Genomic DNA, 24,449 nt, shown 5'->3' with positions numbered 1-24,449 from the left:
GATTAACGCAACTGGGCCGTTGTCGCCTGGTGCATGTCCACCCTGAGGGACGGCGAACATGACGCCACGAATCCGGCCGCATCGGCGTGCCTCCCTGAGGCGGGAACCTTCCGACAGCGGGCACTCTAGGAGTGCGCTGTGTCGTCGGCATGTGTCTTGCACTGGAGGGGGTGGCTACTTCAGCCTAGTCCTGCGCGGACGCGCAGCGCACATCGCGTGCCGGGTGGCTCGTTCGGACTAGCCTTGTTGGCCGCGCAGCGACCAGGCCGTCATCAGCGCCGCCTCGAAATCGCGCGTGAAGCCCGCCTCGTCGAAGAGCGCACTCGCCGCAAGCCGCTCACGCGCGCTGCTGCGCCACTGCGCGAGCGCCTGCACGTCATGCGCCAAGCCGATGGCGGTGGCGATGTAGGCCTCGTCGCTCTCGGCGACCCACTCGCCGCGGCCGACCGCACCGAGGATGGAAGCGCCCATGCGCGAGGTGTGCGTGCGGCCGCGCCGCGACACCACCGGCACGCCCATCCACAGCGCCTCGCAGGTGGTGGTAGCGCCGTTGTAGGGATAAGGGTCGAGCGCGATGTCGACCTCGTTGTAGAGCTCGAGGTGGCTCGCCTTGCCGGCGATCCATGCCCTGAGATCGAGCCGCTCGGCCGCGATGCCGCGCTCGCCCATGAAGGCCTCGATGCCGCGGCGGTTGCAGGCCTGGGCCATCGCCGTCGACTTGAGCAACAGCCGCGAGCCCGGCACGGCGTTCATCACCTGCGCCCAGAGGTCGAGGGTGTGGTCGGTGACCTTCGCGATGTTGTTGAACGAGCCGAAGGTGACGTGGCCGCGCGCCAGCCGCGGCGGCGCCGCGATGGCCGGTGCTTCGTCGGGGCGGTAGCAGAACATCGAGCGCGGCAGCGGCAGCGGCTTCTCGGTGTCGAGCGGCGGCTGGTCGCCGGGGTCGATCACCGCATCGGTGATGCGGAAGTCGATGGCCGGCACGCCGGTGATCGTCGGGTAGCCGAGGTAGCTCAGCTGCACCGGTGCCGCACCCAGGCCGAACATGAAGACACGCGAATTCGTGGTGTGGCCCGACAGGTCGATGAGCACGTGGATGCCGTCGGCCACGATGCGGCGGCGCAACTGCTCGTCGGTCATGCCTTCGCATTCGACCCAGTGGTGGCCATGGGACTTGAGCCGTTCGGTGACGGCATCGCCCCAGCCGAGGTTGTGATAGCAGGTGACCTCGAAGCGGCTGCGGTCGTGGTGCTCCAGCAGCGGGCCGATGAAGTACGACACCGAATGGCGCACGAAGTCGCCCGAGACATAACCCACCCGCAGGCGCTCGCCCGTTGCGAGCGGCGCCCACGCGGGCCGCGCCTCGGCGCGCTTGAGCTGGCGGCCGAAGGCCAGGTGGGCTTCGAAGATCGGCTCCGGCGCCTCGTGCCAGTAGGTGCGGCCGAGCAGCAGCGTGGGGTACAGCTCGGCGCGCCCGCCCGAGAGGTCGACGGCGCGCTGGCAGTGATCGAGCGCTTCTTCGAGGCGGCGGCTCTGCATCAGCGTGCTGCCCAGCTGCACCAGCGCGTACGGGTCGGGGTCGATCGCGACGGCCTGGGTGGCCCATGAGAGGGCTTCGTCGATGCGGCCGTCGCGTGTGAGCAGGCCGGCCAGTGCGCGCATCACCGCGGGGTCGGGCCGGTTGTGCGCCAGCCATTTCTCGAAGGCCTGCATCGCGAGCTGCGAGTCGCCCAATGCGCGCAGGCAGAAGCCGAGGTTCAGGCAGGCCTCGGCGTTCGACGGGTCGTGGGTGAGCGACTGGTTGAGCGCCAGCGCCGCCTCGGCACGGCGCCGTGCGCGCAGCAGCAGCGCCCCCTGGTTGCGCAGCAGCACCGGGTTGTGCGGGTCGAGCGCCACGGCACGCGCCTGCGCTTCGATCACCTCGTCGCCAGGCGGCTCGTCGTGGCCGTGTTCGGCGTCGCGCGCCGCTTTGAGGGCAAGCGTGGCGGCCTTGTTGGCATGCGCGCTGGCGCAGCGTGGGTCGAGCTCGAGCGCACCCTCGTAGAGCGCCAGCGCCGCGTCGAGATCGCCACGCTGCTTGCGCAGGATGCCCAGGCTCACCATCGCGTCAACATACTGCGGCTGCAGGCGCAGCGCCTCGCGGTAGGCGGCCTCGGCCTCGTCGAGCTGCCCGCCCGCCTTGAGCGCGCGGCCGAGCACGAAGTGGAAGCGCGCCTCGGCCGGCTCGGCCTGCACCGCCGCCCGTGCATGCGCCACGCCTTCGTCCAGCCGCTGCGTCATCTGCGCGGCAATGCTCAGCAGGTGGTGCGCCTCGCCGCGCAGCGCGGCCACGCCGAGCAGCGGCTGCAGCAGGGCCACGCCGTCGGCATGGCGGCCACCGGCGAGCAGCTGCTGCGCCTGGGCGAGCCGTGGCAGCGCGGCCTGAGGGTTCATGCGGGCCTCAGAACTCGACGGTGGCACTCGCATGCACGCGGGTGCTGCCCTTGTCGGTGCCGCCGCCGTCGCGCAACGGCAGTGCGACGTCGACGCTCAGGCTGGCGTGACGGCCGGCCTTGAGCCGCAGGCCGACGCCGGTGCTCAGGAGGCCTTCGCGGCGGTCCTGCTCGACCAGCGGCATCTTGGTCCACACGCCACCACCTTCGAGGAAGGCATGCGCTTTCAGCTCGTGGGCCGGCGATTCCTTGCGCACCCAGAGGTTGCGCGTGCGGGCTTCGAGGGAGGCGCGAATGCCCTTGTCGCCGGCCGCGGCCGATTCGAGGTAGCCGCGCACGCTGTCGGCGCCGCCCACGGTGAACTGTTCGTCGCTGATGAGCGGCTGGTTGCCGAGCAGGCCGTCGACGCGGGCCGACAGCTCGGCGCCGCTCTTGAGCTTCTGCACGCGGCCGAGGTCGAGGCGCAGCACCATGAAATTGCTCTGCGCGCCGAAGCGTTTGACGGCGAACTCCGATTCGTCGTTGGCCAGCGCACGCAATCCCAGCGTGAGGCCCACGCCCGCCTGCGTGCTGCTGTTCTTGCGCGTGGCCGTGGCCGAGTAGCTGAGGCCGAGCGGGGCGTAGCGGATCGGGGTGCACACGGTCTCGGCCGAACAGGTGCCGCGCGTCTGCACCAGCCGCCCGTCGGCGTCGACCTGGTAGGTGATGCCCAGCATGTCCTTGTAATCGGCGCTCAGCGTCACCGATTGCATCAGGCGCTCGTTCACGTCGAAGAACATGCGCCGCACGCCGTAGATCTTGCCGGTGCCATCCACCAGCAGGCCGTTGGCCTTGATGAGCGTGCTGCTCCTGGAGTTGACGTACGACATCACCCACATGCCGCTGTCGACCGGCACGGTGTAAGAGGCCGAGATCGCCCGCACCTCGCTCGTCTTCTGCGGCGAAAGCTGCAGCTGCAGCCCGAGGCTGTGCTCGCGCTGCCACAGGTTGTCGTAGCGCAGCGAGCCCACCAGGCGCGACGAAGTGGTGTTGGGGCCGTGCTTGTTGTTGAGTTCCAGGCTGCCGTGCAGCGGCGCACTATCGTCGACCTGCAGGTCGACCTCGGTCGTGCCCGGCTGCTTGCCGGGCCGCAGCAGCGGCGTCACACGCCGGTCGGCAGTGCGGTTGACGCTGCCGAGTTGCGTGCCCACGTCGTTGAAGTTGGGCACCTGCCCTTCGGCCAGCGCGGGCACCTTCTCGAGGATGCGGCCCTGCGAGTAGTACTTCGCACCGATCACCCGCAGCCGCGTGACCGGCGCCTCCACCACCTGCAGCATCACCACGCCGCCCGCCACGCGCTGCTCGGGCGTGTCGACGAGCACCGTGCCGTAACCGGCATCGCGATACGCCTTTTCGAGCGCGGTGCGGGCCGCTTCCACGTCGGCAATCGTGCGCTTCTCGCCGAGGAAGGGCGCGACCGCCCGCTCGACGCGCTCGCGCGCCAGCACGCTGTTGCCGAGCACGCGGTATTCGAGGATGTCGAAGCGCGCCACTTCCACCTCGGCCTGCGGGGCAGCGGGCTGTGCATGAGCGATGGAGACGACCGCGGACGCGATGGCGAGCTGCATCCCCCGTCGGATGAGCTGCGCGAGCACTGAAGGCATGACTGTTGTTCTGAAGAAAGGCGGACACACGGGGCAAGCCCTCCCCGGCCCGTGCGCAGCGCCGGGCGTGCGGATTCTTCCGGCGCAAGATGACAAATCGACGAGGTTCAGGTCCTGTCGGCAGACGACACGGGCGCGACGCCGCTGGCCGCGGCGTCGGGCGCCAGCAGCGGCACGGCGCTCGGCGCGATGAAGCGCCATTCCTGGTAGGTGGCACCGGCCGTCACCCCCGGCAGCTCGGGTGGTCTGCCGAGCGACTTGCGGGGCGACAGGCTGTGCACGCCGACGATGCCGCCGTCGGCCAGGCGCACCAGCCCCCACTCGGGCTGGTCGGTCATCGGGTCGACATACACCTGCCGCAGGAAACGGCGAACGCCGGGCACGCGCGGGTCGCGCACCAGGTGGCGCAGTTCCAGTGGGAAGCGCGCATCGCTGCCCTGCGCCTGCGCGCGGTAGCGTTCGATCGCCTGCTGGATCTGGCGGCCGGCGAATGCGAGCTGGCGCTCGTGCTCGCGCTGCTGCACGGTGGCCCAGACGGCACTGGCCATGCCGGCCGTCAGCGCCAGCAGCGCCACGATGAAGAGCACGCCGAGGTAGGTGAACCCGGCGTGCTGCCGCCGTGGGCTCACGCGGTGGCGGGCACGGCCCCGGCACCGGGTGCGGCGCGCCGCACGCGGGTGCCGGTGATGCCCAGCACCGCCAACACGAAGAGCCAAACCACGCCGGGCAGCGGCACGGGGGCGACGTGGTTCTTCTCGATCTCCCACACCGTCTTGACGCTGGTGGTCACGAGGTCGAAGGACTTGGCGGTCTGCTGCGCCTGCACCGCGGCGACAAGGTTCCACAAGGCCAGGTCGGACGGCCCGCGCAGGATCTCGAACACCCGGCGGTGCGGTGTGACGGCGAGTGCAAACGCCGAGCGAGGCGCTTCGAGTTCCACGCTTGCGATGTCTTGCGCCAAGGCCAGGGTGGTTTCGGCCAGTCCGTGGGGAACATCCGGCACCGCCGTGGCTGCGACCGGCAGCGACACGATGGCGGCCCGGCTCGGGGGGCGACCAGCGCCAGGGCAACCAGCATCGCCGCAGCGGCCGACTGAAGAACTTTCTGGGTCATGGGAATCCTTGAACAGGGGTTGGAGAGCCGCGGCGCTCAGGCCGCAGGCTCGGTTTTGGGTGCAGCCACCGGCATGGCGTTCTGCAATGGCGTGGCGCCGGAATCGACGTAGTCCTCGAGCAGGGCCTCCATCCGCTTGCGACGGGAGCCGGCAGCGCCCACCCGCTGCAGCAAAGCCTCTTCCAGCAGCGCAATCGCTTCCTGGTTCACCGAACGGCGGTTGTCGAAGGCCTCTCGGGTGATGGCTTTCCTTGACCACGTGCGGCATCTTCTTGATGAACAAGTCCACATCCACGGCGTCGACCTCCTTGTTGGAATCGTTGATTGGCACCACCGCAGCGCCCTTCTCCTACCGCGGTGGTGATGTGCAGACGATAGGGTGGTGCCATGACGGCACCACGAAGTCACCACTTCGCAAGCAGACCGAACGGGCTAGTCCACAGCCGGGCCCGGCCGGGCTTGGCGCCTGGCCACGGGGCTGGACAGCAAGGGCAAACGAAACGCCCGCCGCGGCGTGGCCGGGGCGGGCGTTGGGGGGCGGTGAGGCGACGGCTTGGCGCCGTCAGCGATCAGACGCTGGCGTCAGTCGGGGTTCAGGATCCCGAGGCTCATCGCGCGGGCGATGGCGTGGGTGCGCGTGGTCGAGTCGAGCTTGCGCAGGATGGCCTGGATGTGGTTCTTGATCGTCCACGGGCTGCAGTCGAGCACCTCGGCGATCTCGGAGTTGGTCTTGCCGCTCTTGATGAGGTTCAGGATTTCCTCCTGCCGCGGCGTGACGATGCGCCCGGAGCGCTGCGTGGTGCCGGCGGCGATCTCGCGCTCGGTGGACAGCACCCGCAGGAAGGCGTTGTGCACGTGCGGGCCGAGCAGCTCGATCAGGTAGCGCAGGCGCCCGTCGAGCGGCGCGGCCAGGCGCGAGAACACATAGAACGCCTCGAACTTGCCGCGCGTGCCCATCACGAGTTGCGCGGCCAGGTTCTTCATCTCGTTGCCGCTCACGAGCGCGAGCAGGCGGTCGTCGGCGGCCTGCGGCGGGTCGCAGGGGCAGAAGACGACGTTGGCGCGCCGCACCGCCGCCACCGCCAGCAGGCGCGGCATCAGCCCGTTGAGCGGGTCCGACACCACGTCGAACTGCTCCTGCTTGAAATAGCGGCTGGCGCTGAAGCGATGCATCGCCATGCCCTGCCGGGAACCGTCTTCGATGCCGCAGATCAGGATCTCATGCGGTATGAGCGCCTGCACCGAGCTTTGGCTCCAGACGAAAAACTGCTGCCGGCTGGAGACACGAAACGACGCCTCCACCGCATCGGCAAAGCGGGTGCGGTCGACCTCGTCGAGCAACGGGACCTGATGGTTCACTTGTGTCTCCTCTTCACGCCGCACGAAGCGGCCCCTTGGTACGGGTCACCAGCTCTCATAGGCTTCTCCATCGAGGCTGGTGCCCGCAGCACCGCTGCGCACGTCGTACACGCCGTCGCGCCCGTCCGCCGGGGGCGGCGGCACCGCAACCCAGGTGGTGGCGCTGTCGGTGATCGGGTCGACCGGCAGCTTTCGCAGGTATCTTTTTTCCGCCAGCTCGTCGAGCGTGGCGGGGTAACGGCCACGATCGGCCAGGAACTTGTCGATGGCGTCGCGCATGGCGGCGAGGTCGTGGCGCAGCACCGCCTCGCGGCTGCGCTCCACGCTGTTGAAATAACGCGGCAGCGCCAGGGTCATGAGGCTCGCGATGATGGCCATCACCACCATCAGCTCCATAAGGGTGAAGCCTGCGTGCAGGTACTTGCGGCCGCTCGGCATGCTCACCACTCCCGGTAGGGCCGGCCGCCCAGGCTGGTGCCCGGCGACAGCGAATGCACGTCGAACACATCGCGGCCCGGGCGCGGGTCGGCGGGGTCGCTCTCGTAGCTGCGCAGGCCCCAGGTGGCCTCGGGCGCGAGCGCCGGGTCGGCCATCGGGTCGCGCGGCAGGCGGCGCAGGAAGTAGAGCTTGCGGCCGCTGGCGCTGCCGACTTCGGGCACGCCTTCGGTCAGCGCGGCGAGCGTGGGCGGGTAGCCGTTGTCATCGGCGCTGCGGCGGATGCGGCCGGCATCGGCGGCGAGCTTGTAGGCGTCGATGGCCTCGCGGATCTGCCGCAAGGCGCTGCGCAGCTCCTGCTCCTGCCCGCGCTTGACCGCGAGGTCGGCATAGCTCATCGCACCGCCCGCGAGCAGGGCGATGATGGCCACCGAGATCAGCAGTTCGACCAGCGTGAAACCGAGGTGATGTCGACGCACGGCGCTACTCCCGGGGCGCGCGCTGCGGCGCTGGCGGTGGCGGGGCGGGCTCGGCCGGCAGCTCCTGCGGCGGCTCGGCCTCGGGCACCGGTGTGGCCGCGGAGCCCCGCACCGGCGCACCGCGGCCCGGCGCGAGCGCCATGCGGCCGGTGCCCTGCAGGCGCAGGCGTGCGGCGCCCACCTGCGTCTCGGTGCCGCCCGCATGCTCCTGCCGTTCGAGCGGCCCCTGCGCCAGGTTGCGCACCACGCGCGGGGTGATGAGCAGCACGATCTCGGTCTTGCTGCGGTCGTTGCGCTCGCTGGAGAGGATGCGCCCGAGCAGCGGCAGGTCGACCATGCCCGGCACGCCGGCGGCGCTCTGGCGGTCTTCGTCGCTGATAAGCCCCGCGAGCGCCTGCGTCTCGCCGTCCTTCAGGCGGAGGTTGGTCGTGGCGAGCCGCGTGCCGATCTGGTAGGTGAGCGAGCCCGAGCGGCTCTTCACCTCACGCACGATGTTGCTCACCTCCAGGTTGACCTTTACGCCCACTTCGTTGTCGAGGTAGACGTTGGGCTCGACTTCGAGCTTCAGGCCCACGTCGAGGTAGGTCACCGATTCCGACACGCCGACGTTGGCGGTCGAGGTGGTGGTGATCACCGGCACCCGGTCGCCGATCATGATGCGGGCCTTGTCGCGGTTCTTCACGCGGATGCGCGGGTTGGCGAGGATGTTGGTCTCGCCCGTCTCGGCGCGCAGGTTAAGTGCGGGGTTGTCGATGCCGATGCTCGAAGGGCGCGGGTCGCGCAGCCGGTCGAGCGTGAGCTGCGTGGTCGTGAGCGTGCTGTTGTTGACAATGCTGGTGGTGGAGCCCGAGGTGACCACCGTCGCCGGGTTGGGCACGATGTTGAGCAGCGTGAACTTGCCCGGCGGCTCCAGGCCCAGCTCGTGAAGCCGCGAGCGCTTGACCTCCAGCACCTCCACGTCGAGCAGCACCTCGGGCTCGGCGAGGTCTTGCGCGACGATCAGCTTCTCGGCCAGGCGCACCGCATCGGCGCTGTCGCGGATGGTGATGGTGTTGAGCTTCTCGTCGGCGTACATGTCGCGGGTCTTCAGCACCGTCTTGAGCAACGTGAACATGGTCTTGGCCTCCACGTTCGACAGGTAGAAGGTCTTGACGGCCAGGTCCTGGTAGTCCTTTTGCTTGGCGGGCGTGTTGGGATAGATCAGCACCGTGTTCTCGTTGAGCACCTTGCGTTCGAGCTGGTTGGTCAGCGTGAGCACGCTGATCACGTCGTCGATGCCGATGTTGGCGATCGACAGCGTCACCTTGATGTCGGGACGCACCTCGCGGTCGAACACGAAGTTGATGCCGGTGGTGCGCGCGAGCGCGTCGAACACCGCTTTCAGGTTGGCATCGCGGAAGTCGAGCGACACCGGCTTCCTGAGGTTGGACTTGAGCACCGGCGCGGCCACCTCGGCGCCCTGGCGGCCGGGCAGCTGGTCGAGGTGCTGCTTGAGGCTGAGCGCGCGAGGGTGCGAAGGCTGCTCAGCCAGCACGCGGCGAATACGCTGCTCGGCATCGTCAGGCTTGCCCTGGGCGATGAGCGCCTGCGCCTCGTCGAGCCGCTGTGCCTGCCGGCGCGAGGTTTCCACCGCATCGAGGCCCTGCTTCGCCCGCGAGTTCTGTGCGTCGATGCCGAGCACACGACGGTAGAGTGCCGCGGCATCGTCCAGCCGGTCGGCGGCACGCTGCGCATCGGCACGCGCCAGCAGCTTGCCCACCTCGGCATCGCGCTGGCGGATGACAAGCATGCGGTACTCGCGGTTCTCGGGCTCCAGCAGCAGGCCCTTCTCCATCTGTGCGAGTCCCGCTTCGAGCTGGCCCTGCTCGATCATCTGCTGGCCGTTGCGCACGAACTCACGCCCCGGCGCGCACGCGGCCAGCAGCACGACCACGGCCCACACCCAGGCGTGTTTCATCGCCCACCCTCCAGCGGCACGGACAGGGTTTCGTTCATGGGAAGGTAGGTCACGGTCATCTGCTTGTCATTCATCTCGTCGACGCGAAACGCCGCGTCGACCACGTCGCCGGCCTTCACCGGCAGCACACGTTCGCCCTTCATGAAGAAGGCGGTGCGCACGCCGTCCTCCGACAGGCCGCCCATGTAGGCATACGGAAACGGGGGCGGCGCGGGCTTGGGCGGTGGCGGGGGCGGAGCCGTCACCTTGGGCGGGGGCGGCTCCCAGGCGACCACGTCGAAGAGGCTGAGCGACCCGGTGCTGGACGCGGCCGATGCGGCCGGCATCGTGCGCTGCACCAGCCGGTCAAGCTGCACCTGCGCCGCTGCGGGGGCTGCGCCGCGATCGTGGCCGGCAGAGGCCCGCTCGCGTTTCACCGGCGCCGGCGCGGGCTCGGGCGTCTCGTCGCCCGACAGCGCCACCACCCGCTGCACCAGCAGCACGCTGCCCACCGCCACGATGAGCATCGCGATGCGTTTGCGGGCCGGGCTCATGGGACTGGCCATGTTCATGCGCTCCGGTTGACGAAGAGCACGAAGTGCAGTTGCGCTTCGACCTGCGCCGAGCGGGCGTCGCCACGACGCAGGGTCAACTCGTCGAGTGCCAGGCCGGGCAACTCGCGCAGCGCCTCCTGCGTGAAACGACGCAGCGCGCGGTAGTCGGCCTTCACCGGCAGCACGATGGCGTAGCGCGACAGCGGGTCGCGCGCATCGCTGCCGAGCTTGAACTCGGCCTGCTCGATCTGCAGGCCGTGCCGGCGTGCGATGGCGTGCAGGCGGGCGAGCGAGTCGCTCAGGCTTCTTTCGTCGCCGAAGCGGCGGCGGAATTCCGCCAGCTGCGCCCGCACGCCCTGCGGTGCACCGGTGGGTGCCGACGCGTCAAGGGCACGCCGGTCGAGACGCACACGCTCGGCGTGCAGGCGCTCGGCTTCGTCTTTCGCCGGCAGCACACCGCCGAACCAGGCGGCCGCCGCCAGCAGCAGCAGGGCCACTGCCACCGCCCCGGGCAACCCCAGGCTGGCGGCGAGCCGCGAGAGTTCCCACTGCAGGCGTTTCATGGCACAGCCCTCCAGCTCGCCGCAAGCGTGAAGGAAACGAGCGACACGCCGTTCTTCACCACGGTGCTGTAGCCGAGCAGGTGCACCTGCGCGAGCGAGGGCCGCTGCGCGAGGCGCGACACATAGGCGAACAGCTCGTCGAGGCTGCGCGCTTCGCCGACCAGGCGCAGGCTGCGGTCGCGCGCATTGGGCGTCAGCGACAGCACGGCCACGCCGCGGGTGTCGGTGCCTTCGAGGGTGGCGAAGATTCGTCCCACGGCACGGTGAGCTGGTCGATCATCGCGTTGGCGCGCTGCGCGCCGGCGAGGTCTTGCGGGTCAGGGGCACGCTCGGCCGCACCAGCGCGGCGCTGGCGCTGCTGGTCGTGGCGCTGGGCGCGCTCGAGCCGCTCCTGCGCCGCGTCGCGCTGCTCGAGGGCCTCGATGCCGGCGTCGGACACGGGCAGCAGCAGTGCCGCCGCCAGCGCAAGCAGCAGCCATCGCCAGCGCGAGGCGGGCGCGGTGCGCACGAAGTCAAGCTGGATCGGTGCGGCGCTCATGCGGCCATCTCCAGGGGCACCGGCCCCTGCGCGGGCAGCTCGGTCAGCTGCCAGCCCACCACCTGCGCGACCTGATCGCGTTGGCCTGCGCTGCGCACGAGGTAGACCGGGCAGCGCGGCGCATCGACGGCGGCGAGGAACCATTCGCGGTCAAGCAGCGTGCAAAGCGGCACCGCCGCCGTGGGCACGGCCTTCAGGTGCAGCGGCTCGCCGTCGCGCCACAGCACGAGCGTCGTCACTTCGGCCTCTTCCCACACGAACCAGAACAGGCCGGCCGGCAGCGCGCGGCGGAGCGCGTTGTGCACCTGCATCAGCGAGGGCTGCACGCTGGCAAGCCGCAGCCCGCGGGCCTGAGCGGCGTCGGCCAGGCGCTGCGGCCATGCCGCATCGATCGCGCACCCGAGGCCGGCCGCGCCGTGGCGCAGCCCATGCTCGCGCACCTGCCAGCCGCGTGCAGCCTCGCCATAGGCTTCGTGGAAGCAGCTCGCCGCCAGCACCTGCCGCTGGTGCGCGCTCGCCAGCGCATCGCTCCACGGCACCACGCGGTATCGCACCAGCGGGCCGCCGAGCACGCAGGTGAGGTCGCTGTGGCGGCGCAGGGGCTGCGCATCGAGTTCACGCGCGAACACGTCGAGCAGGTCCTGCCCCTTGTGCGGCGAGAGCCACACGGTCGCGCGCTCAGGCCACCAGCGTGACACGGTTCACCTCCTCCAGCGTGGTCTCGCCCGCGAGCCAGAGGGCCAGCGCCGACTCGCGCAGCAGACGCGTGCCGCCCTTGCGCGCCGCCTCCTTGATCTGCCGCACCGGGGCGCGCGCCACGATCAGCTCGCGCAGTGCGTCGTCGAGCAGCAGCAGCTCGCCCACCGCCTTGCGCCCCTTGTAGCCGGTGCCGCGGCACTTGCCGCAGCCCTGCCCCGCCCGCAGCACCTTGCCGTCGACGAGCGCCGGGTCGACCGTCGACTCGCGCAGCAGGGCCGGGTCCACGCTCACCGGCACGCTGCAATGCGGGCAGTTCACCCGCACCAGGCGCTGCGCCAGCACGCCCGAGAGCGCCGAGACGAAGCTGTAGGGGTCGACGTCCATGTGGGTGAAGCGGCCGATCACGTCGAAGGCGTTGTTGGCGTGCACGGTGGACAGCACCAGGTGCCCGGTGAGCGCGGCCTGGATGGCGATGCCGGCGGTCTCGGGGTCGCGGATCTCGCCGACCATGATGCGGTCGGGGTCGTGGCGCAGGATGGAGCGCAGGCCACGCGCGAAGGTGAGTCCCTTCTTCTCGTTGACCGGGATCTGCAGCACACCGGGCAGCTGGTACTCCACCGGGTCTTCGATGGTGATGATCTTGTCGTGGCCGTGGTTGATCTCGGAGAGCGCGGCGTAGAGCGTGGTCGTCTTGCCGCTGCCGGTCGGGCCGGTGACGAGCAGCAGGCCGTAGGGGTCGCGCGACAGGCGGCGGAAGGCCTGCAGCGTGGGCGCATCGAAGCCCAGCACGTCGAGCCGCAGGCCAGCCACCTGGTCGGCGAGCGAGCGTTTGTCGAGCACACGCACCACCGCGTCTTCGCCGTGGATGCTCGGCATGATCGACACGCGGAAGTCGATCTCGCGGCCGAAGGCTCGCACGCGGAAGCGCCCGTCCTGCGGGATGCGGCGCTCGGCGATGTCGAGCTCCGACATCACCTTCAGGCGCGACAGCACCTGCTCGGCGATGTCGCGCCCGTCGATGCTGCCCACCTGCGCGAGCGTGCCGTCGAGCCGGTACTTGATGAGCAGGCCCTTGAGGTTGGACTCGATGTGGATGTCGCTCACGCCGCTCTTGAGCGCGTCGTAGAGCGTGGAGTGCACCAGGCGCACCACCACGCTCGTGCCTTCGCCGATGCTGCGCAGCGACAGGTCTTCGAGGTCCGAGTCGATGCTCGGGGCGGCCTCGCCGGTGGGCAGGGCGGTGTCGATCGCGCGCAGCGACTCTTCATGCCGCGCGAGGAAGGCGGTGATGTCGGCCGCCAGCGCCAGCCTCGGCTCGTAGCGGCCACCGATCTGTTCGAAGCACCATGCCTGCAGCGCGTCGTCGAAGGGGTCGGCCGAGACCAGCACGATGGCCGCGCCGTCGCGGAAGGCGAGGCACTCGCGGCGTGCGGCGTCGGCGTAGCCGATGAGGTCGAAGGCCGGCTCCAGGCGCTGCAGGGCGTGGTGGTCGGCCACTGCCAGGCCCAGCGCCTGCGCGAGCGACCGCAGCAAGGCCTCGGGCGCCATCGACAGCTCGTCTTCCAGCACCGCCACCACGCTGCGCTGCTGCGCCTGCGCCTTGGCCCGCGCGGTCTGCAGCAACGCGGGCGTGAAGAGCAACGACGCCACTTCGACCTGCACTGGCTTTTCGCTGTAGGGGTTCACTGCAGACTCCCCGCCAGCTCGAAGATCGGCGCGTACATCAGCAGCACCACCACGCCGATGATGAGGCCGATGGCGATCATCAGCATCGGCTCGAAGAGGCGGATGAACCACTCGATCGCCTGCGAGATGTCTTCTTCATGGAAGCCGGCGGTGCGCTCCAGCATCTCGCCCATCTGGCCGGTCTGCTCGGCCGCGCGCAGGAGGCGCAGCGAAACCGAGGTGGTGAGCCCGTTGGCCTCGAAGGCGGTCGAGATGGAGCGCCCTTGCTCGATGTCTTGCCGTGCCTGCGCCAGCGCACCCTGCATGTCGGCCGGCAGCAGGCCGCGCACGAGTTCGAGGGAGGCGACGATGGGCATGCCCGCCTGCTGCAGCATGCCGAGCGCGCGGTAGAAGCGGGCCAGGCGGTAGACCCGCATGATCTCGCCCACATGTGGCAGGCGCTGCAGGGCCTGCGCAAGGCGCAGGCGCACCGCGGGGCGCGTCAGGGCATAGACCAGCATGGCCGCGAGGGTCGCAGCGCCGATCAAGAGGCTGGTGGCGTGCGCATGGGCGAACTGCCCCCATTCCAGCAGCAGGCGCGAGGTGGCGGGAATGCGGTCGCCCAGGTCCTGGAACACCTGGCTGAAGCGCGGCACCACGTAGAAGAGCAGGAAGGCGATCACGAGCGTGCCGACCGCCAGCACCATCGCCGGGTACACGGCAGCACCGACCACACGCTTGCGCACGAGGTCGGCCTGCGCGCGGTAGTGCACGAAGCGCTCGATCGCTTCTTTCAGCGCACCGGTGCGCTCGTTGGCGCGCACGCTGGCCACGTACAGCGGTGGAAACACCTCGGGCTGCGCTTCGAGTGCCGCTGAAAACGCACGGCCCTCGCGCAGCTGGGCGAGCACGCCTTGCAGCACGCGCCGCGCGTCGGGCCGCGTCTCGCGCTCGGCCAGTGTCTCGATCGCCTCGACGACCGAAAGGCCGGCCTGCAGCAGGATCAGGAGGCTTTGATTGAATTGAAGCAGCGGGAATGCCGCGGCGCGGCCGAAGCGAAAGCGTTGCGCCCCGGCGGCCTTGACGGCCACCACGGCATAGCCTTGCAACTCGACCTGCCGGCGTGCTTCGCGCGCATCCAGCGCCTCGACGACGAGCGACGCAGGCTGCATGTGGCGAACGGCCTCGACGGCGTACTGCATGATGGGGCGTGACCGGTTCGCAACCGATCACCAGTTGGTGATGTCGGCGTCGGGCCCGTCACCCCCGGGCCGCCCGTCGCGGCCGGCGGAGCTGATGTCCACCTCGCCATGCTCACCGGGCGAGACATAGCTGTAGGGGTTGCCCCAGGGATCGAGCGGCACGCTCTTCTCCAAGTAGGGCCCGTCCCATCGGCTGAGGTTGGCCGGGCGTGCCAGCAGCGCCTGCAGGCCCTGCTCGGTGGTGGGGTAGCGGCCCACATCGACACGGAACTGCTGCAGCGCTTTTTCAAATGCGACGATCTGGGCGCGTGCCGTCTTCACCTCGGACTTGCCGATCTGCGAGAAGTATTTCGGGCCCACGTAGGCGGCCAGCAATCCGATGATGACCATCACGACCAGCAGTTCGAGAAGCGTGAATCCGCGTGAGCGGCGAGCGGTCGTCATGACGGGAAATCCGTGCGGTGTTTAACGGATTTGAAGTGTGGGTTCCGAATGTGACGTGGGAGTGAAGTAGCCCACTCGGACTAACTAGGTAGCCGAGGTCTCCGGGGCAGGTGACACAGTGGCACCCGTCATCGAAGTGCCCTCTTCGGCGAAACCGAGCAGGCGCGATTCAAGCCGGTCGAACACCTTGCGCGCATCGAGCACCTGCACCGCGTACGCACGCCCGGCTTCACCGAGCCGCTGGCGCATATCGCCGTCGCCAGCCAGCTCGCCAATGGCTCGTGCAAAGCTGTCGGCACACTCGGGCTCAATGACGATGCCGCAGCCGCCGACGATGGAGGCGATCTCGGTGTTGGCCTGTGACGCTGCCACCACGGGGCGCCCACTGGCCAGCATGCCGGCGAGCTTGGACGGCATCACCAGGTCGGCCGCGCCGCGCAGCTGCGGCAGCAGGTGCACGTCGGCCATGTTGAGCAGCGCGTTGAGGCCCGACACCGGCTGCAGGTCGAGGAAGCGCACGTTGTGCATGCCTTCGGCCAGCGCCTCCAGCTCGGGCCGCAGCTCGCCGTTGCCGCACAACACGAAGACGACACGCGGATCGTGCTGCATGCGGCGCGCTGCTTCGATCAGCACCGGCAGGCCCTGCTTGCGGTTCATCGTGCCGGAGAAGAGGCACACCACCTGCGAGGCCGAGATGTCGAGCTGCTGGCGGAGCGCACTCCCCGAGGCGCCGGCATGAATGGCCGTGCCATCGACCCAGTTGGGCAGGAACTCTGTCTCGTGCAGTGGCAGGCCCTTGACGGCCAGCTTGCGCATCATGCGACTGGAGATGGTCGACACCACGTCGAAGCGACGCAGCACGAATCGCTCGACGGCGAGCGCCAGGCGCCGCATCAGCGGCTGCCTGAGCATGCCGAGCTCGAAGGCTGCATCGACCTCCAGGTCCTGCATGTGCAGCCAGGCTCTGGCGCCGGCGAGTCGCGCGGTCACCCACGCGAACGGAGCGCACACGAACGCCGGCGCGACCGCGAACACCAGATGCGGCTGCCACAGCACGAGCCGCAACAGGACCGGAAACGAACTGAGCGCAAACGACGCGAGGTGCAGCAGGCGCGTGAGGCCTCCAAGGCGCGAAGGGATCCACACCGGGCAGCGATGCACCGTGAGGCCGTCGCGAACGCGCTGGGTCTGGTAGCGACCGGCCGAGTAACCGGCTTGCACCTTCCAGCTCGGATAGTAGGGAGGCGCACAGACGACATGCACTTCATGACCGCGATCGACCAGGTCCTCTGCCATCTCGCCCGAGTACTTGCCGATGCCTGTCATCTCAGGCGCATAGTTCATGCTCAGCAGCACGATCCGCATGGTGTCTCTCTCCCTCATCGTCTAGGCGAGGGATGTTGGCCACCTGCGATGACTCGTGCGTGTCGCACGGGCTAGTCCGTTTGTTGCCGCAAGCGGTGCAAACGAGTCGAACACGCGGCTTCATGGTCCGAACGGACTAGGCCCATTCAGCCGCCCGACACCATGGCCTTGTCATCGTGGCGGCCATCGCCCGCATACATGGCTGTGTAGCGTTTGCGCGTTCACCCGGGCAAGACCACAGAGCATCGGCCTTTCGCTGGTGCAGTAGTCCGCAACGAAAGTTCGCTCACCCCTCTCTGGCCGATGTTTTATTGGAAGGACCGCTACGCAGCCTAAAGCGGTCGGTGAACTTCCGCGAAAGTCCATATGACTCGCGAGCCGGAACGCTCGGCGGGATCGGCTCAGATGGGATGGGGCCCTAGTGCGATGGGTCAGAATTCCAGGTAGATCGCAGATAGCTTACTAGAAGCTCGCAAGCGTCCTCCTGTGACACAGGGAATGCCGAAAGGCGCGTGGTGACCTCCATCGGAAGTCTGGCCTTGATCCGCTGAGCAGACCCTATCAACACGGCGCATCGGCGCCTGGACGCATGCGTCCAAAGCTCGAGCCAGTTCGACAACAGTAGTCGCGCCAGCTCTGCGGCGACGCTACCAATTTCATCCTCATTGGGGGCAAGATCCTGTGCGATGTCAGACGGTGACTGGCCGAACCACTGCTCTAGTGGACGGCCGCTAACCTTCAAAGCCTGCAACTCAGCCAAGATGCCGGCCACTTCGCGCGATAGACCTACTCGAACCATCGGCGCAAAGAGCTTAGCCAACGCATCGGCGTGCCTTTGAAGGTTTGCCGGACGCACGTCAGAGCGTTCTCCAGCCAGCTCATCATCCACGTCACTCGACAATAGCGAGTCGGAGGACAAGGTTTTAAGGGCCGACAGAGCATTGCGTTCTCTATTCCCCTTGTGACTAGCAATTGGAGGTAGAAGCCAGGGATCAAGGCGCGGCAACGCCTCAAGCTGCTCGTGCAATTCAGTCATGAATTCAAGGAAGTCCGCACCCATAGCCAACAACCACTCGCGCAATTCGATGACGTCGAGTCGTCTGTTGCCTGTTTCCGCCTTGCTTACCGTGCCCTGAACACTGCCGAGGTGTTGCGCAAGGTCACTTTGCCGGAATCTGCCCTTCTCCCGATAACGCCTCAGAAGGCCGAGAAAAACCTGGTTATGACGTCGATAGATGGACTTTCGCATGGGGACCTTTCATCGGTCACCGTAGCGGCCTTTGCGGAGTATTCGGAACGGGAATCTGCAGTGGCACTTGGTCGGGTCCACAACATCGCCTCAGCCGGAATCAGCGGCACCTCGCCGGTCCTATAGAGAAAATAGATGCTACTCTAAGTCTGTAGACCCAAAGTCATCGTCGGGCGAACCTCGACGATATGTCGGGGCGTAAAGTTCAGCGGGGATCAGCTCGTGGCCGTTTGGCTAGGAACCTGCGCGCTATCCGAGCATCTCTGGGCATCTCTCAAGAAGAACTCGGTGATCTCGCTCAGCTGCACCGTACTTATGTCGGCTCTATAGAGCGACAAGAGAGAAACGTGTCACTCGACAACATTGAGCGGCTCGCTGCGGCGCTCAAGGTAGATATCGTCGATCTCCTGGCGACTACCTAGCCCCTCTTCTCTCGCTCAGGTTGGATTTGGTCTCGTGGCTCAGATGGGGCATCCGGCTTTTCATCGGAAGACATGGTCATCTCGTCCTCGATCATGCTGGAGTCGACATCGTTGATTGGGCTTCGGAGGTAGCCGCGATGAAAGAGCGCCCTCAGCGTTCGCACCAGCGATTGAAGCATTGCCACTCCTTGACGCCAAAGTCGGCTTTCGAAGATAGACAAGACATCCACAGATTCGGAATGGGAATCTAACCACAAGAATCTTGGTCACTTATTCGATCCGAGTTTGCGGCCGGCCCCAAAGTGTCGATACTCAATTGCGGCTTGCCGCCTTGCGGAAGGCTCAGCAAAGGACGAACAGACCATGTTTCTCGTCGACCAACAATTCCGATTTGATGCGCCAGAGGTGCTGCTCAATCCAGGCACAGGCTTCTTCCACGTCGTAGAGAGCACTCTGAACCTCACTGTGTGGATCGCGCGAGTCTTGGACTCTCGTGTCGACAATTCACCACCTCGCTATCGCAAGTTCTTCGTCGACGATGTTGCGTCAGCTCTGCGAATCCTTCGCATGCCTCAATGGTCAGAGCGATTCCTGTACGCGCTTTTGCCTAGCCGTGCAACAGAGCCTGTAGACATTCGTCTGCTTCGATGCAGCCGCGTCTGGCAGTGCAAAGAGCCAGATGGCGTAGGAGACTGTTGGAGGTTGGAAGTCGATGGCAAGTTGCTGCTGATAAGTTGGTGTGGTACGCCGCTTGGAATGGAGGTGAGCACCGCTCTAGTGTGGATTGACGACCGCGTCTGATCTTCGCGGTGAGATTGCGATCAAGGAACCACGAAGGGCCGGCCCTTCTTAAGCTGCCGATTCTCTTCACGCAACGAATACACCTCGTTAAGCAAAGAGAGTTCGCGCTCAAGTGCCTCATCCAGACGTCGTCTGAGCAACACCACTTCCTCACGCAAGGCAGGCACTGGGTCAGATGTGGCCCGGGATTGAGTTTGCTCTTTGGCCGCACGGTCAATCGCGTTGACCAACTCAGCATAGGCTGGCCGAGATTTCTTGATGCTCCCTCGACCACTCCCGGCTTCGAGCGAAACTGCGTCATTGCTTATCGGCGCATTGCGATCAATTAGGCGCTGCAACGCAGCGAAATACTTGTCGACCTGAACCTTCGCGCTCATCGAGCACACCCTGAAGTTCGTTGCTGCACTTTAAGTAAGACGCGAAGGTTATTTGCCTCCAACCTGTGCTCAACGCTTCCTGCTTCGCTGCGCTCGAGCGAACTCACAACTGCCTGCTGGGTCCGAACGACGTGATCCAACCGCTTGCTCAAGATCACTTGGTTTACACAGTCAGTCTCCAAACAATCGAAAGGAATGGGCTCAAGCGGTCTCGCCTGACACTCTTCAGTGGAGATGCAGCCCCCTAGCGCGGTCTCCCGGTACGCAAGCTTCCCATCTCTGAAGAGGCCGAGCGTTTCCTCACGACTGCGGTTTGCTACCGTCTTGGCCATCCGTTCCGCGCCCCGGCCAAACAGCTCGTCGTCCGAAAATAGCAACCCCAGGGTATAGCCAAAGTAACTGCTCTCCGCACGAGCGGCGTTCCACTCATGACTGAAGTGCTCCTTGTCGAAGACAAGATTTCACCGCTCTGGAATAGCCGTCGGCGTAGTACGCGCGCATTTCATCCGTGATGTGCTGCAACTGCGCTTTCAGCGCGGGCAGGCTCACCATGCCCGATCGATGAGCATAGACGGAGAGACTTCGTCGCAACTGATGAAACGTAAGCGGCCACCGCTTTCCCACTTCGATTCCTTCGTGCTGCCATCCCCGACTCAACTCAAGCTCATTCAGTTCGTCGATATCGACTTGAGTGACCACCGGGCACACCATCTCGATGAGCCGTCTCTGAAATTTGAGGATCTTGGGACTTCCCTTCTTCCTAAAGGCACTCTTCGGTGTGGCAAATAGAAGCGCCTCCTGCCCTTCTACTGGCGGAGTACCAAGCAACTCAAAGTTTGTCGAGGCTATGCGTTGCGCCAGCAGCACCGCACGGTGGCCTTCTCTATTGGTGATCCACGAAGTGGGCCTTTTCCTCCCATGCTCAAGCTTCTGCGTGTACCCCTTAATTTCATAATGAACGGCGCCCCGATCCTGGAAGGTCTCTTCCACGCCAAAAAGCGGCAACAAGCTGACCTCCCCTACCCGCATCCCGGAGAAGGCCGCAATCGTGTGCATTAGGGCGGCTTGAAAAAGAGCCAGCTGAGACACAACAAAGGCGTCAAGCGCTCCGCGGCACGACGGGTCGTATCCGAGCCGCTTCATGGACGCAACCACTGGAGCCAACATCTTGGCCCGATACGCGACCCGCTTCCGCATAACGCCTTCACTCTTCAGCGCTCTATAGGCGGCGACACATTGCCTTTGCGCATCCAGCAGTTCAGGCAATTCGCGTTCAATCTCATCGAGATATGAGATCAGCCTACCGAGGATCGAACAGTAGACGCGAGACGGAATGATCGGAGTCTGCTTATTCTGTGAGCGGCTGCGCCGTTGCGACGCAATCTGACCTTTGAGCTTGCTCAACGGAATCTGAACCTCTAGTCCCAGCTCTTTTCCATACCGCCACAACGATTCAATCAGAGCCTTGGAGACGGAGAGGTACGTAGTGTTCAGCGATTCCATCTCCGTCGACATCCGCTCAGGATCGATCAACAGGGCAAAGAGAGTGATTCGTCGTTCAAACGCCTTCTCACTAAGGATAGACAGCGCGTGGTTCGCGTGTAGCAGCGTCCCCAATGAGCGAAGAGGACCACGACTCTTGTAGAGCCACATCAGAGCCTTCTGCTGTTCGCGAATGACCAAGGCAAGGTCATGCTCCGCAGAACAATCAATGGAGAAAAAAATCAGCACCGCTCGTGTGGTTCCGTCGGCACTGGAACTACTGAGGTCCCAAATAGGGTCGCCATAGCGGGATCGAATGTCACCGGTAGCATTGCGGCTGACCACTAAGTCCGCATCGAAGTACCGAGGTGTAGGCACGATCTCGCGACTAGACGCTGTTTGAAGGTTCGGCTTCATTGGACCTTTGGGATTAGGCAGGCAAGTTGTGCCCTTCTTATTCCGTGCTCCTGTCAACCTTGGGAGGGTCTCAACATTCCAAGCAAGTACAGCTGCTGTAGTTTCGCTGCCCAGAATCTGCTCAGGACCCCATTGACATTGACGTCCTCACGCACTTCGGCGTAGATCTTCGGGATGCGCAGCTCTAGCTGCTCAAGCAACGCTTCGATCCTATTGATCACACCCTCGTAGACCCTGTCCGCAAATGCCGATTCGCCTTGGAGCGGGGCAAGCTTCCGAAGAACGTAGCGACATGAAAGCAACTTGCGCAAATCCTGTGCGTCAGCATGTACTTGATATTGCTCGCAATAGAAGCAGCCTTCTGTTTTAGCGCAATCAGGCTTTGGCCCAACTTGAGGGTCAACCGCAACAGGCTCTCCATAGCGTTTGCACTGCCCAACAGGCGTCGCCGTCAGTCGATCGCCTGAGGGAGCAGAGGAAATGTCGACAACTGTCTTAGCCAGCGACGATAGAAAACTACCAATGTCGCTTCGCCGCACGTCTTGCTCGGCTTTGCAATAGGCGCTGACTGCTGTGCGAATCGAATGCCCAAGCACATCCGCGGCAACCTTCACACCATGTTTCCGTACGATGTGCTGCTGCTTAAATGTTCGCAGTTGCATCAGAGTCACTGGAGGCAGCTGTTCTCCGAGATTTCCTATCTTCTCCCGAAGCGATGTAAGAAAACTGCTGCTGAGCGTCCGGATGGCAATTGGCTCTCGAGCAAAAGAACTCGCCGAAGTAGCGTACGCACACTGAATGAACAGCTGCGGCAGGTCCGAGCCACCAAGACAGGCGACTAGCCGCTCACGAATCTGCAGATATGTTTGAAGCCTGCTGATCGTCGTAGTTGTGAAGAACACCGGGACGGGCTTGCCACCCGCGCGAAACTTGATCACCTTCTGCACAAGATTGACCCTGTCAGGGTCGGCCAATTGCTCCAGCAGATCATCGGGCTCCTCGTAGCGTTGCATCTGCGACAGATTGGAGCCAGAGTCACCGAGTGCCAACCCCGCAAACACTACACAGGCCAACTCCATCAGCCTCGGCTCTGAGTACGAAAGCGGTAACTCAACTTTCCTTGCGACATCATTGCAAGACAACTGCAGGACGCGTCTCCGGGGCATGTCGATCTCGTCGCGAAGCAAGAGTCGAGCGGCAGAATCGAAGCAAGCCTGCAAGGTCGACATCATTTGCCCTACGTGATCCTCACGTGGCGCTCTAGTGCCTTCTCCGCTATGCGAACTGCGAAGCGGTTCAATCTCGTCGCGATACTGGCGGCAGTGAATTTCCGAGAGTGCTGTCACAACACTCCCTTCTTTGCCTGCAGCGGTTTTAAGCTTCAGACGATTGGATTCAACCAGTTGTCGGAGGTATGACTGGTGCCCCTTGAGCGCGCTCAATGCCAAGTCAGCATCACTAAATACGCACTCGAACCGCTTGTCGTTCTCTGTTGAATCTGCCCAGTTGATGAAGCTCCGAAGGGATTCAAAAACCGACTTCATGCTCGCGGGGCGGGCGCCGATGAACTTTAGCCACCTTGAGAGGTGCGCTAAGACTTCCGGCAAGACGGCAACACGTTCCGCCGATAGAGACTCTGGTTTGAACGCGAGATAGTGATTATCGAACCGTCTTTCCAAATAGCACCATTGGTACGCGTAAACCCAATGTCCACCTGGAAGCATCAGTACCGCTTTGTTTGGGACAAACTGCGCGGGTACAGCTTCAAATGGAAAGCTCCACACAGGCAGGCAGGAATAGTAGCGTCGCGTGGCATAGATCCAATGGCTCACGTGGGCACCTTCCATTAACAACTAGCTCTTCTGGATCAGGCTTAGCAGATCGTTGCCCCAGTCGGCTTGTGCTTCTGCCAGTTGCCGTGTCCGTTGCCGAAACTCGAGATAGCGGTCTGTTGTAGCCGGATCTCGGTGCCACATGAGCTTTCGAAGTTGCTCACGCGCCCAAAAAAAGCCTCCCTATCTCCGAACGTCGACTCAACATGATCTACCCAGTTCATGCCAAACGTTGCCCGCAGGTCGTGGAAGCGGTAGCGGAAGCCTGGCAACGTCCTGCGCACTTCAGGAACGACTCGTTCCAAGATGAACTCGCGTAGGCCTTGACCAATCGGTGCAGATCGTCTTACTACTTGACTTGAAAAGGTGACGGCGTTTATGTCGTCCTTCGCCGCGTAGTACGGCCCGCCCTGACTTGTGAGGAATAGGTAGTTTGATGAATGATCTGCCCGCTCGGACTTGGACCGGCGGTGTTGTGCCCGCTCCGTGCGCGCATAGACGTGCAGCCATTCATAGAGATAGCGCGGAATTGCAAGATAGACATTCGGCACATCCCGCTTTGTGTCTATGCCTGTGCCTGGGCCGCAAAGTAGCTTGAAGGGCCACTGCTTGATTTGGCTTGGCGACTTTTGGAAAGGTCCCCACCGAAGAGTCAACGCGGTTTGCTCACGAGCTCCAGTGAACAAAGACACGTAGTGCATTAGTTCGAATTCCCGATTCCCAAGGGCCTTCAGACCAGCAATCAAACTGCGTTGCTCATCAGCTGTCAGTGGCCGCAACCTACCACCGTCGATGATCCCCTCCCAGACATGGTCGGCTTTGGGTACACGAATCGACAGGTTCGTTGACTGAACTTCATGAATTCGATTAAAGCCCTTGCTGTCTCTGTACTGAAAGCCGTATTGGCGATCGACCCAAGGATCGTTCGCCGGTATGAATCGCATCTGCTCAGAGGACATCAAGTACCGATAGAAACTTACGACTGACGACATTCGCCGTCTTGCTGTCGACAGTTCCATCATCCCCGCATCAATCTGCGTCTGAAGATGACTCCGGTAGAGATAGGTGGGACGGGCGTACTTGTCGACTGCTAGAAAGTTGTCCCAGGCCAAAAACAACCCATCCAGAAAAATCTTGTAGTCCTTGAGGTCTCGAGCTAGCGGAGGAAGAGATGAAACTTTCAGCGGCTGCGCTCTAGCTCTGTCGAGCAACCAGAGACACGCAGGCTCCCAGAGACTTCCATCTGCATTGAGGACCAACGGAAACAGCGGAAAGGTGTTCCAACGCATCGGCCCCTCGGTCAAGACTGCGCGCCAGTACTTGACCACCTCGCCACGGACCTGGTGATTCACAGGAAGAAAATCCTGCCCAGGACAACGGCTGACCTTCGTCAGTTTCGCGATTGGAAGAGTGTGAAGGCTGGCGACTTTTGAATGGGACAT

24 protein-coding genes are annotated in these 24,449 nt (G+C 64.9%); 1 reads left to right on the top strand and 23 read right to left on the bottom strand.

The window, feature by feature from the left end; all coding sequences use genetic code 11:
- Window positions 1-237: 237 nt before the first annotated feature.
- From LRS03_RS03050 to LRS03_RS02960, 19 genes are all read right to left on the bottom strand, one after another.
- Window positions 238-2,433: an O-linked N-acetylglucosamine transferase, SPINDLY family protein gene (locus LRS03_RS03050; RefSeq protein ID WP_257823807.1), complete on the bottom strand. Its 2,196-nt coding sequence runs from the start codon at window positions 2,431-2,433 to the stop codon at window positions 238-240.
- Window positions 2,434-2,440: 7 nt separating this feature from the next.
- Window positions 2,441-4,075 carry a ShlB/FhaC/HecB family hemolysin secretion/activation protein gene (locus tag LRS03_RS03045; RefSeq protein ID WP_257823806.1) on the bottom strand — a complete coding sequence of 545 codons (1,635 nt, stop codon included), beginning with the start codon at window positions 4,073-4,075 and terminating at the stop codon, window positions 2,441-2,443.
- Between the two features lie 107 nt (window positions 4,076-4,182).
- Window positions 4,183-4,704 carry a type II secretion system protein gene (locus tag LRS03_RS03040; RefSeq protein ID WP_257823805.1) on the bottom strand — a complete coding sequence of 174 codons (522 nt, stop codon included), beginning with the start codon at window positions 4,702-4,704 and terminating at the stop codon, window positions 4,183-4,185.
- Window positions 4,701-5,105 (bottom strand): hypothetical protein, encoded by a 405-nt coding sequence (locus LRS03_RS03035; protein WP_257823804.1) that lies wholly within the window; start codon window positions 5,103-5,105, stop codon window positions 4,701-4,703. The genes LRS03_RS03040 and LRS03_RS03035 overlap by 4 nt, the downstream gene beginning before the upstream one ends.
- Window positions 5,106-5,224: 119 nt before the next feature.
- Window positions 5,225-5,398, bottom strand: a complete 174-nt coding sequence (locus LRS03_RS03030; RefSeq protein WP_257823803.1) for a hypothetical protein — start codon at window positions 5,396-5,398, stop codon at window positions 5,225-5,227.
- Between the two features lie 372 nt (window positions 5,399-5,770).
- Window positions 5,771-6,547, bottom strand: coding sequence for an XrtB/PEP-CTERM-associated transcriptional regulator EpsA (gene epsA, locus LRS03_RS03025; RefSeq protein ID WP_257823802.1), 777 nt, complete (start codon window positions 6,545-6,547; stop codon window positions 5,771-5,773).
- Window positions 6,548-6,592: 45 nt separating this feature from the next.
- On the bottom strand, window positions 6,593-6,985 hold the full coding sequence (locus LRS03_RS03020) for a type IV pilin protein (protein WP_257823801.1): 393 nt from the start codon (window positions 6,983-6,985) through the stop codon (window positions 6,593-6,595).
- Window positions 6,986-6,987: 2 nt separating this feature from the next.
- Window positions 6,988-7,461 (bottom strand): type II secretion system protein, encoded by a 474-nt coding sequence (locus tag LRS03_RS03015; RefSeq protein WP_257823800.1) that lies wholly within the window; start codon window positions 7,459-7,461, stop codon window positions 6,988-6,990.
- A gap of 4 nt (window positions 7,462-7,465) precedes the next feature.
- Window positions 7,466-9,418 (bottom strand): secretin N-terminal domain-containing protein, encoded by a 1,953-nt coding sequence (locus tag LRS03_RS03010; RefSeq protein WP_257823799.1) that lies wholly within the window; start codon window positions 9,416-9,418, stop codon window positions 7,466-7,468.
- Window positions 9,415-9,963, bottom strand: coding sequence for a hypothetical protein (locus LRS03_RS03005; protein WP_257823798.1), 549 nt, complete (start codon window positions 9,961-9,963; stop codon window positions 9,415-9,417). Before LRS03_RS03005 ends, LRS03_RS03010 begins: the two co-directional genes overlap by 4 nt.
- A gap of 2 nt (window positions 9,964-9,965) precedes the next feature.
- Complete coding sequence (locus tag LRS03_RS03000) at window positions 9,966-10,514, bottom strand: hypothetical protein (protein ID WP_257823797.1); 549 nt, start codon at window positions 10,512-10,514, stop codon at window positions 9,966-9,968.
- On the bottom strand, window positions 10,511-10,771 hold the full coding sequence (locus LRS03_RS02995; RefSeq protein WP_257823796.1) for a PilN domain-containing protein: 261 nt from the start codon (window positions 10,769-10,771) through the stop codon (window positions 10,511-10,513). The genes LRS03_RS03000 and LRS03_RS02995 overlap by 4 nt, the downstream gene beginning before the upstream one ends.
- Window positions 10,708-11,052 (bottom strand): hypothetical protein, encoded by a 345-nt coding sequence (locus LRS03_RS02990; RefSeq protein WP_257823795.1) that lies wholly within the window; start codon window positions 11,050-11,052, stop codon window positions 10,708-10,710. Before LRS03_RS02990 ends, LRS03_RS02995 begins: the two co-directional genes overlap by 64 nt.
- Window positions 11,049-11,750 carry a hypothetical protein gene (locus LRS03_RS02985; RefSeq protein WP_257823794.1) on the bottom strand — a complete coding sequence of 234 codons (702 nt, stop codon included), beginning with the start codon at window positions 11,748-11,750 and terminating at the stop codon, window positions 11,049-11,051. The genes LRS03_RS02990 and LRS03_RS02985 overlap by 4 nt, the downstream gene beginning before the upstream one ends.
- Entirely contained in the window at window positions 11,731-13,437 is a 1,707-nt protein-coding gene (locus LRS03_RS02980; RefSeq protein ID WP_257823793.1) for a GspE/PulE family protein, read from the bottom strand. The genes LRS03_RS02985 and LRS03_RS02980 overlap by 20 nt, the downstream gene beginning before the upstream one ends.
- Window positions 13,434-14,618, bottom strand: coding sequence for a type II secretion system F family protein (locus LRS03_RS02975; protein WP_257823792.1), 1,185 nt, complete (start codon window positions 14,616-14,618; stop codon window positions 13,434-13,436). The genes LRS03_RS02980 and LRS03_RS02975 overlap by 4 nt, the downstream gene beginning before the upstream one ends.
- Window positions 14,619-14,645: 27 nt before the next feature.
- Window positions 14,646-15,062, bottom strand: coding sequence for a type II secretion system major pseudopilin GspG (gene gspG / locus LRS03_RS02970; protein WP_257823791.1), 417 nt, complete (start codon window positions 15,060-15,062; stop codon window positions 14,646-14,648).
- Window positions 15,063-15,146: 84 nt separating this feature from the next.
- On the bottom strand, window positions 15,147-16,427 hold the full coding sequence (locus LRS03_RS02965) for a glycosyltransferase WbuB (RefSeq protein ID WP_257823790.1): 1,281 nt from the start codon (window positions 16,425-16,427) through the stop codon (window positions 15,147-15,149).
- Window positions 16,428-16,845: 418 nt separating this feature from the next.
- Window positions 16,846-17,676 carry a helix-turn-helix domain-containing protein gene (locus LRS03_RS02960; RefSeq protein WP_257823789.1) on the bottom strand — a complete coding sequence of 277 codons (831 nt, stop codon included), beginning with the start codon at window positions 17,674-17,676 and terminating at the stop codon, window positions 16,846-16,848.
- Window positions 17,677-17,864: 188 nt separating this feature from the next.
- Here LRS03_RS02960 and LRS03_RS02955 point away from each other — a divergent pair, with 188 nt between their 5' ends.
- A complete protein-coding gene (locus LRS03_RS02955) occupies window positions 17,865-18,098 on the top strand; it encodes a helix-turn-helix domain-containing protein (protein WP_257823788.1) in 234 nt (77 codons plus the stop codon).
- Between the two features lie 821 nt (window positions 18,099-18,919).
- Here LRS03_RS02955 and LRS03_RS02950 read toward each other — a convergent pair.
- From LRS03_RS02950 to LRS03_RS02935, 4 genes are all read right to left on the bottom strand, one after another.
- On the bottom strand, window positions 18,920-19,276 hold the full coding sequence (locus LRS03_RS02950; RefSeq protein ID WP_257823787.1) for a hypothetical protein: 357 nt from the start codon (window positions 19,274-19,276) through the stop codon (window positions 18,920-18,922).
- 426 nt (window positions 19,277-19,702) lie between these two features.
- Entirely contained in the window at window positions 19,703-21,175 is a 1,473-nt protein-coding gene (locus LRS03_RS02945) for a hypothetical protein (protein ID WP_257823786.1), read from the bottom strand.
- A gap of 53 nt (window positions 21,176-21,228) precedes the next feature.
- Complete coding sequence (locus LRS03_RS02940) at window positions 21,229-23,007, bottom strand: hypothetical protein (protein WP_257823785.1); 1,779 nt, start codon at window positions 23,005-23,007, stop codon at window positions 21,229-21,231.
- A gap of 41 nt (window positions 23,008-23,048) precedes the next feature.
- Complete coding sequence (locus tag LRS03_RS02935) at window positions 23,049-24,449, bottom strand: integrase (protein WP_257823784.1); 1,401 nt, start codon at window positions 24,447-24,449, stop codon at window positions 23,049-23,051.

This window comes from Rhizobacter sp. J219 (assembly GCF_024700055.1).
Taxonomy (GTDB): domain Bacteria; phylum Pseudomonadota; class Gammaproteobacteria; order Burkholderiales; family Burkholderiaceae_C; genus Rhizobacter.
Note: the sequence above shows the minus strand (reverse complement) of the source record. Positions and strands in the feature narration are given on the sequence as shown.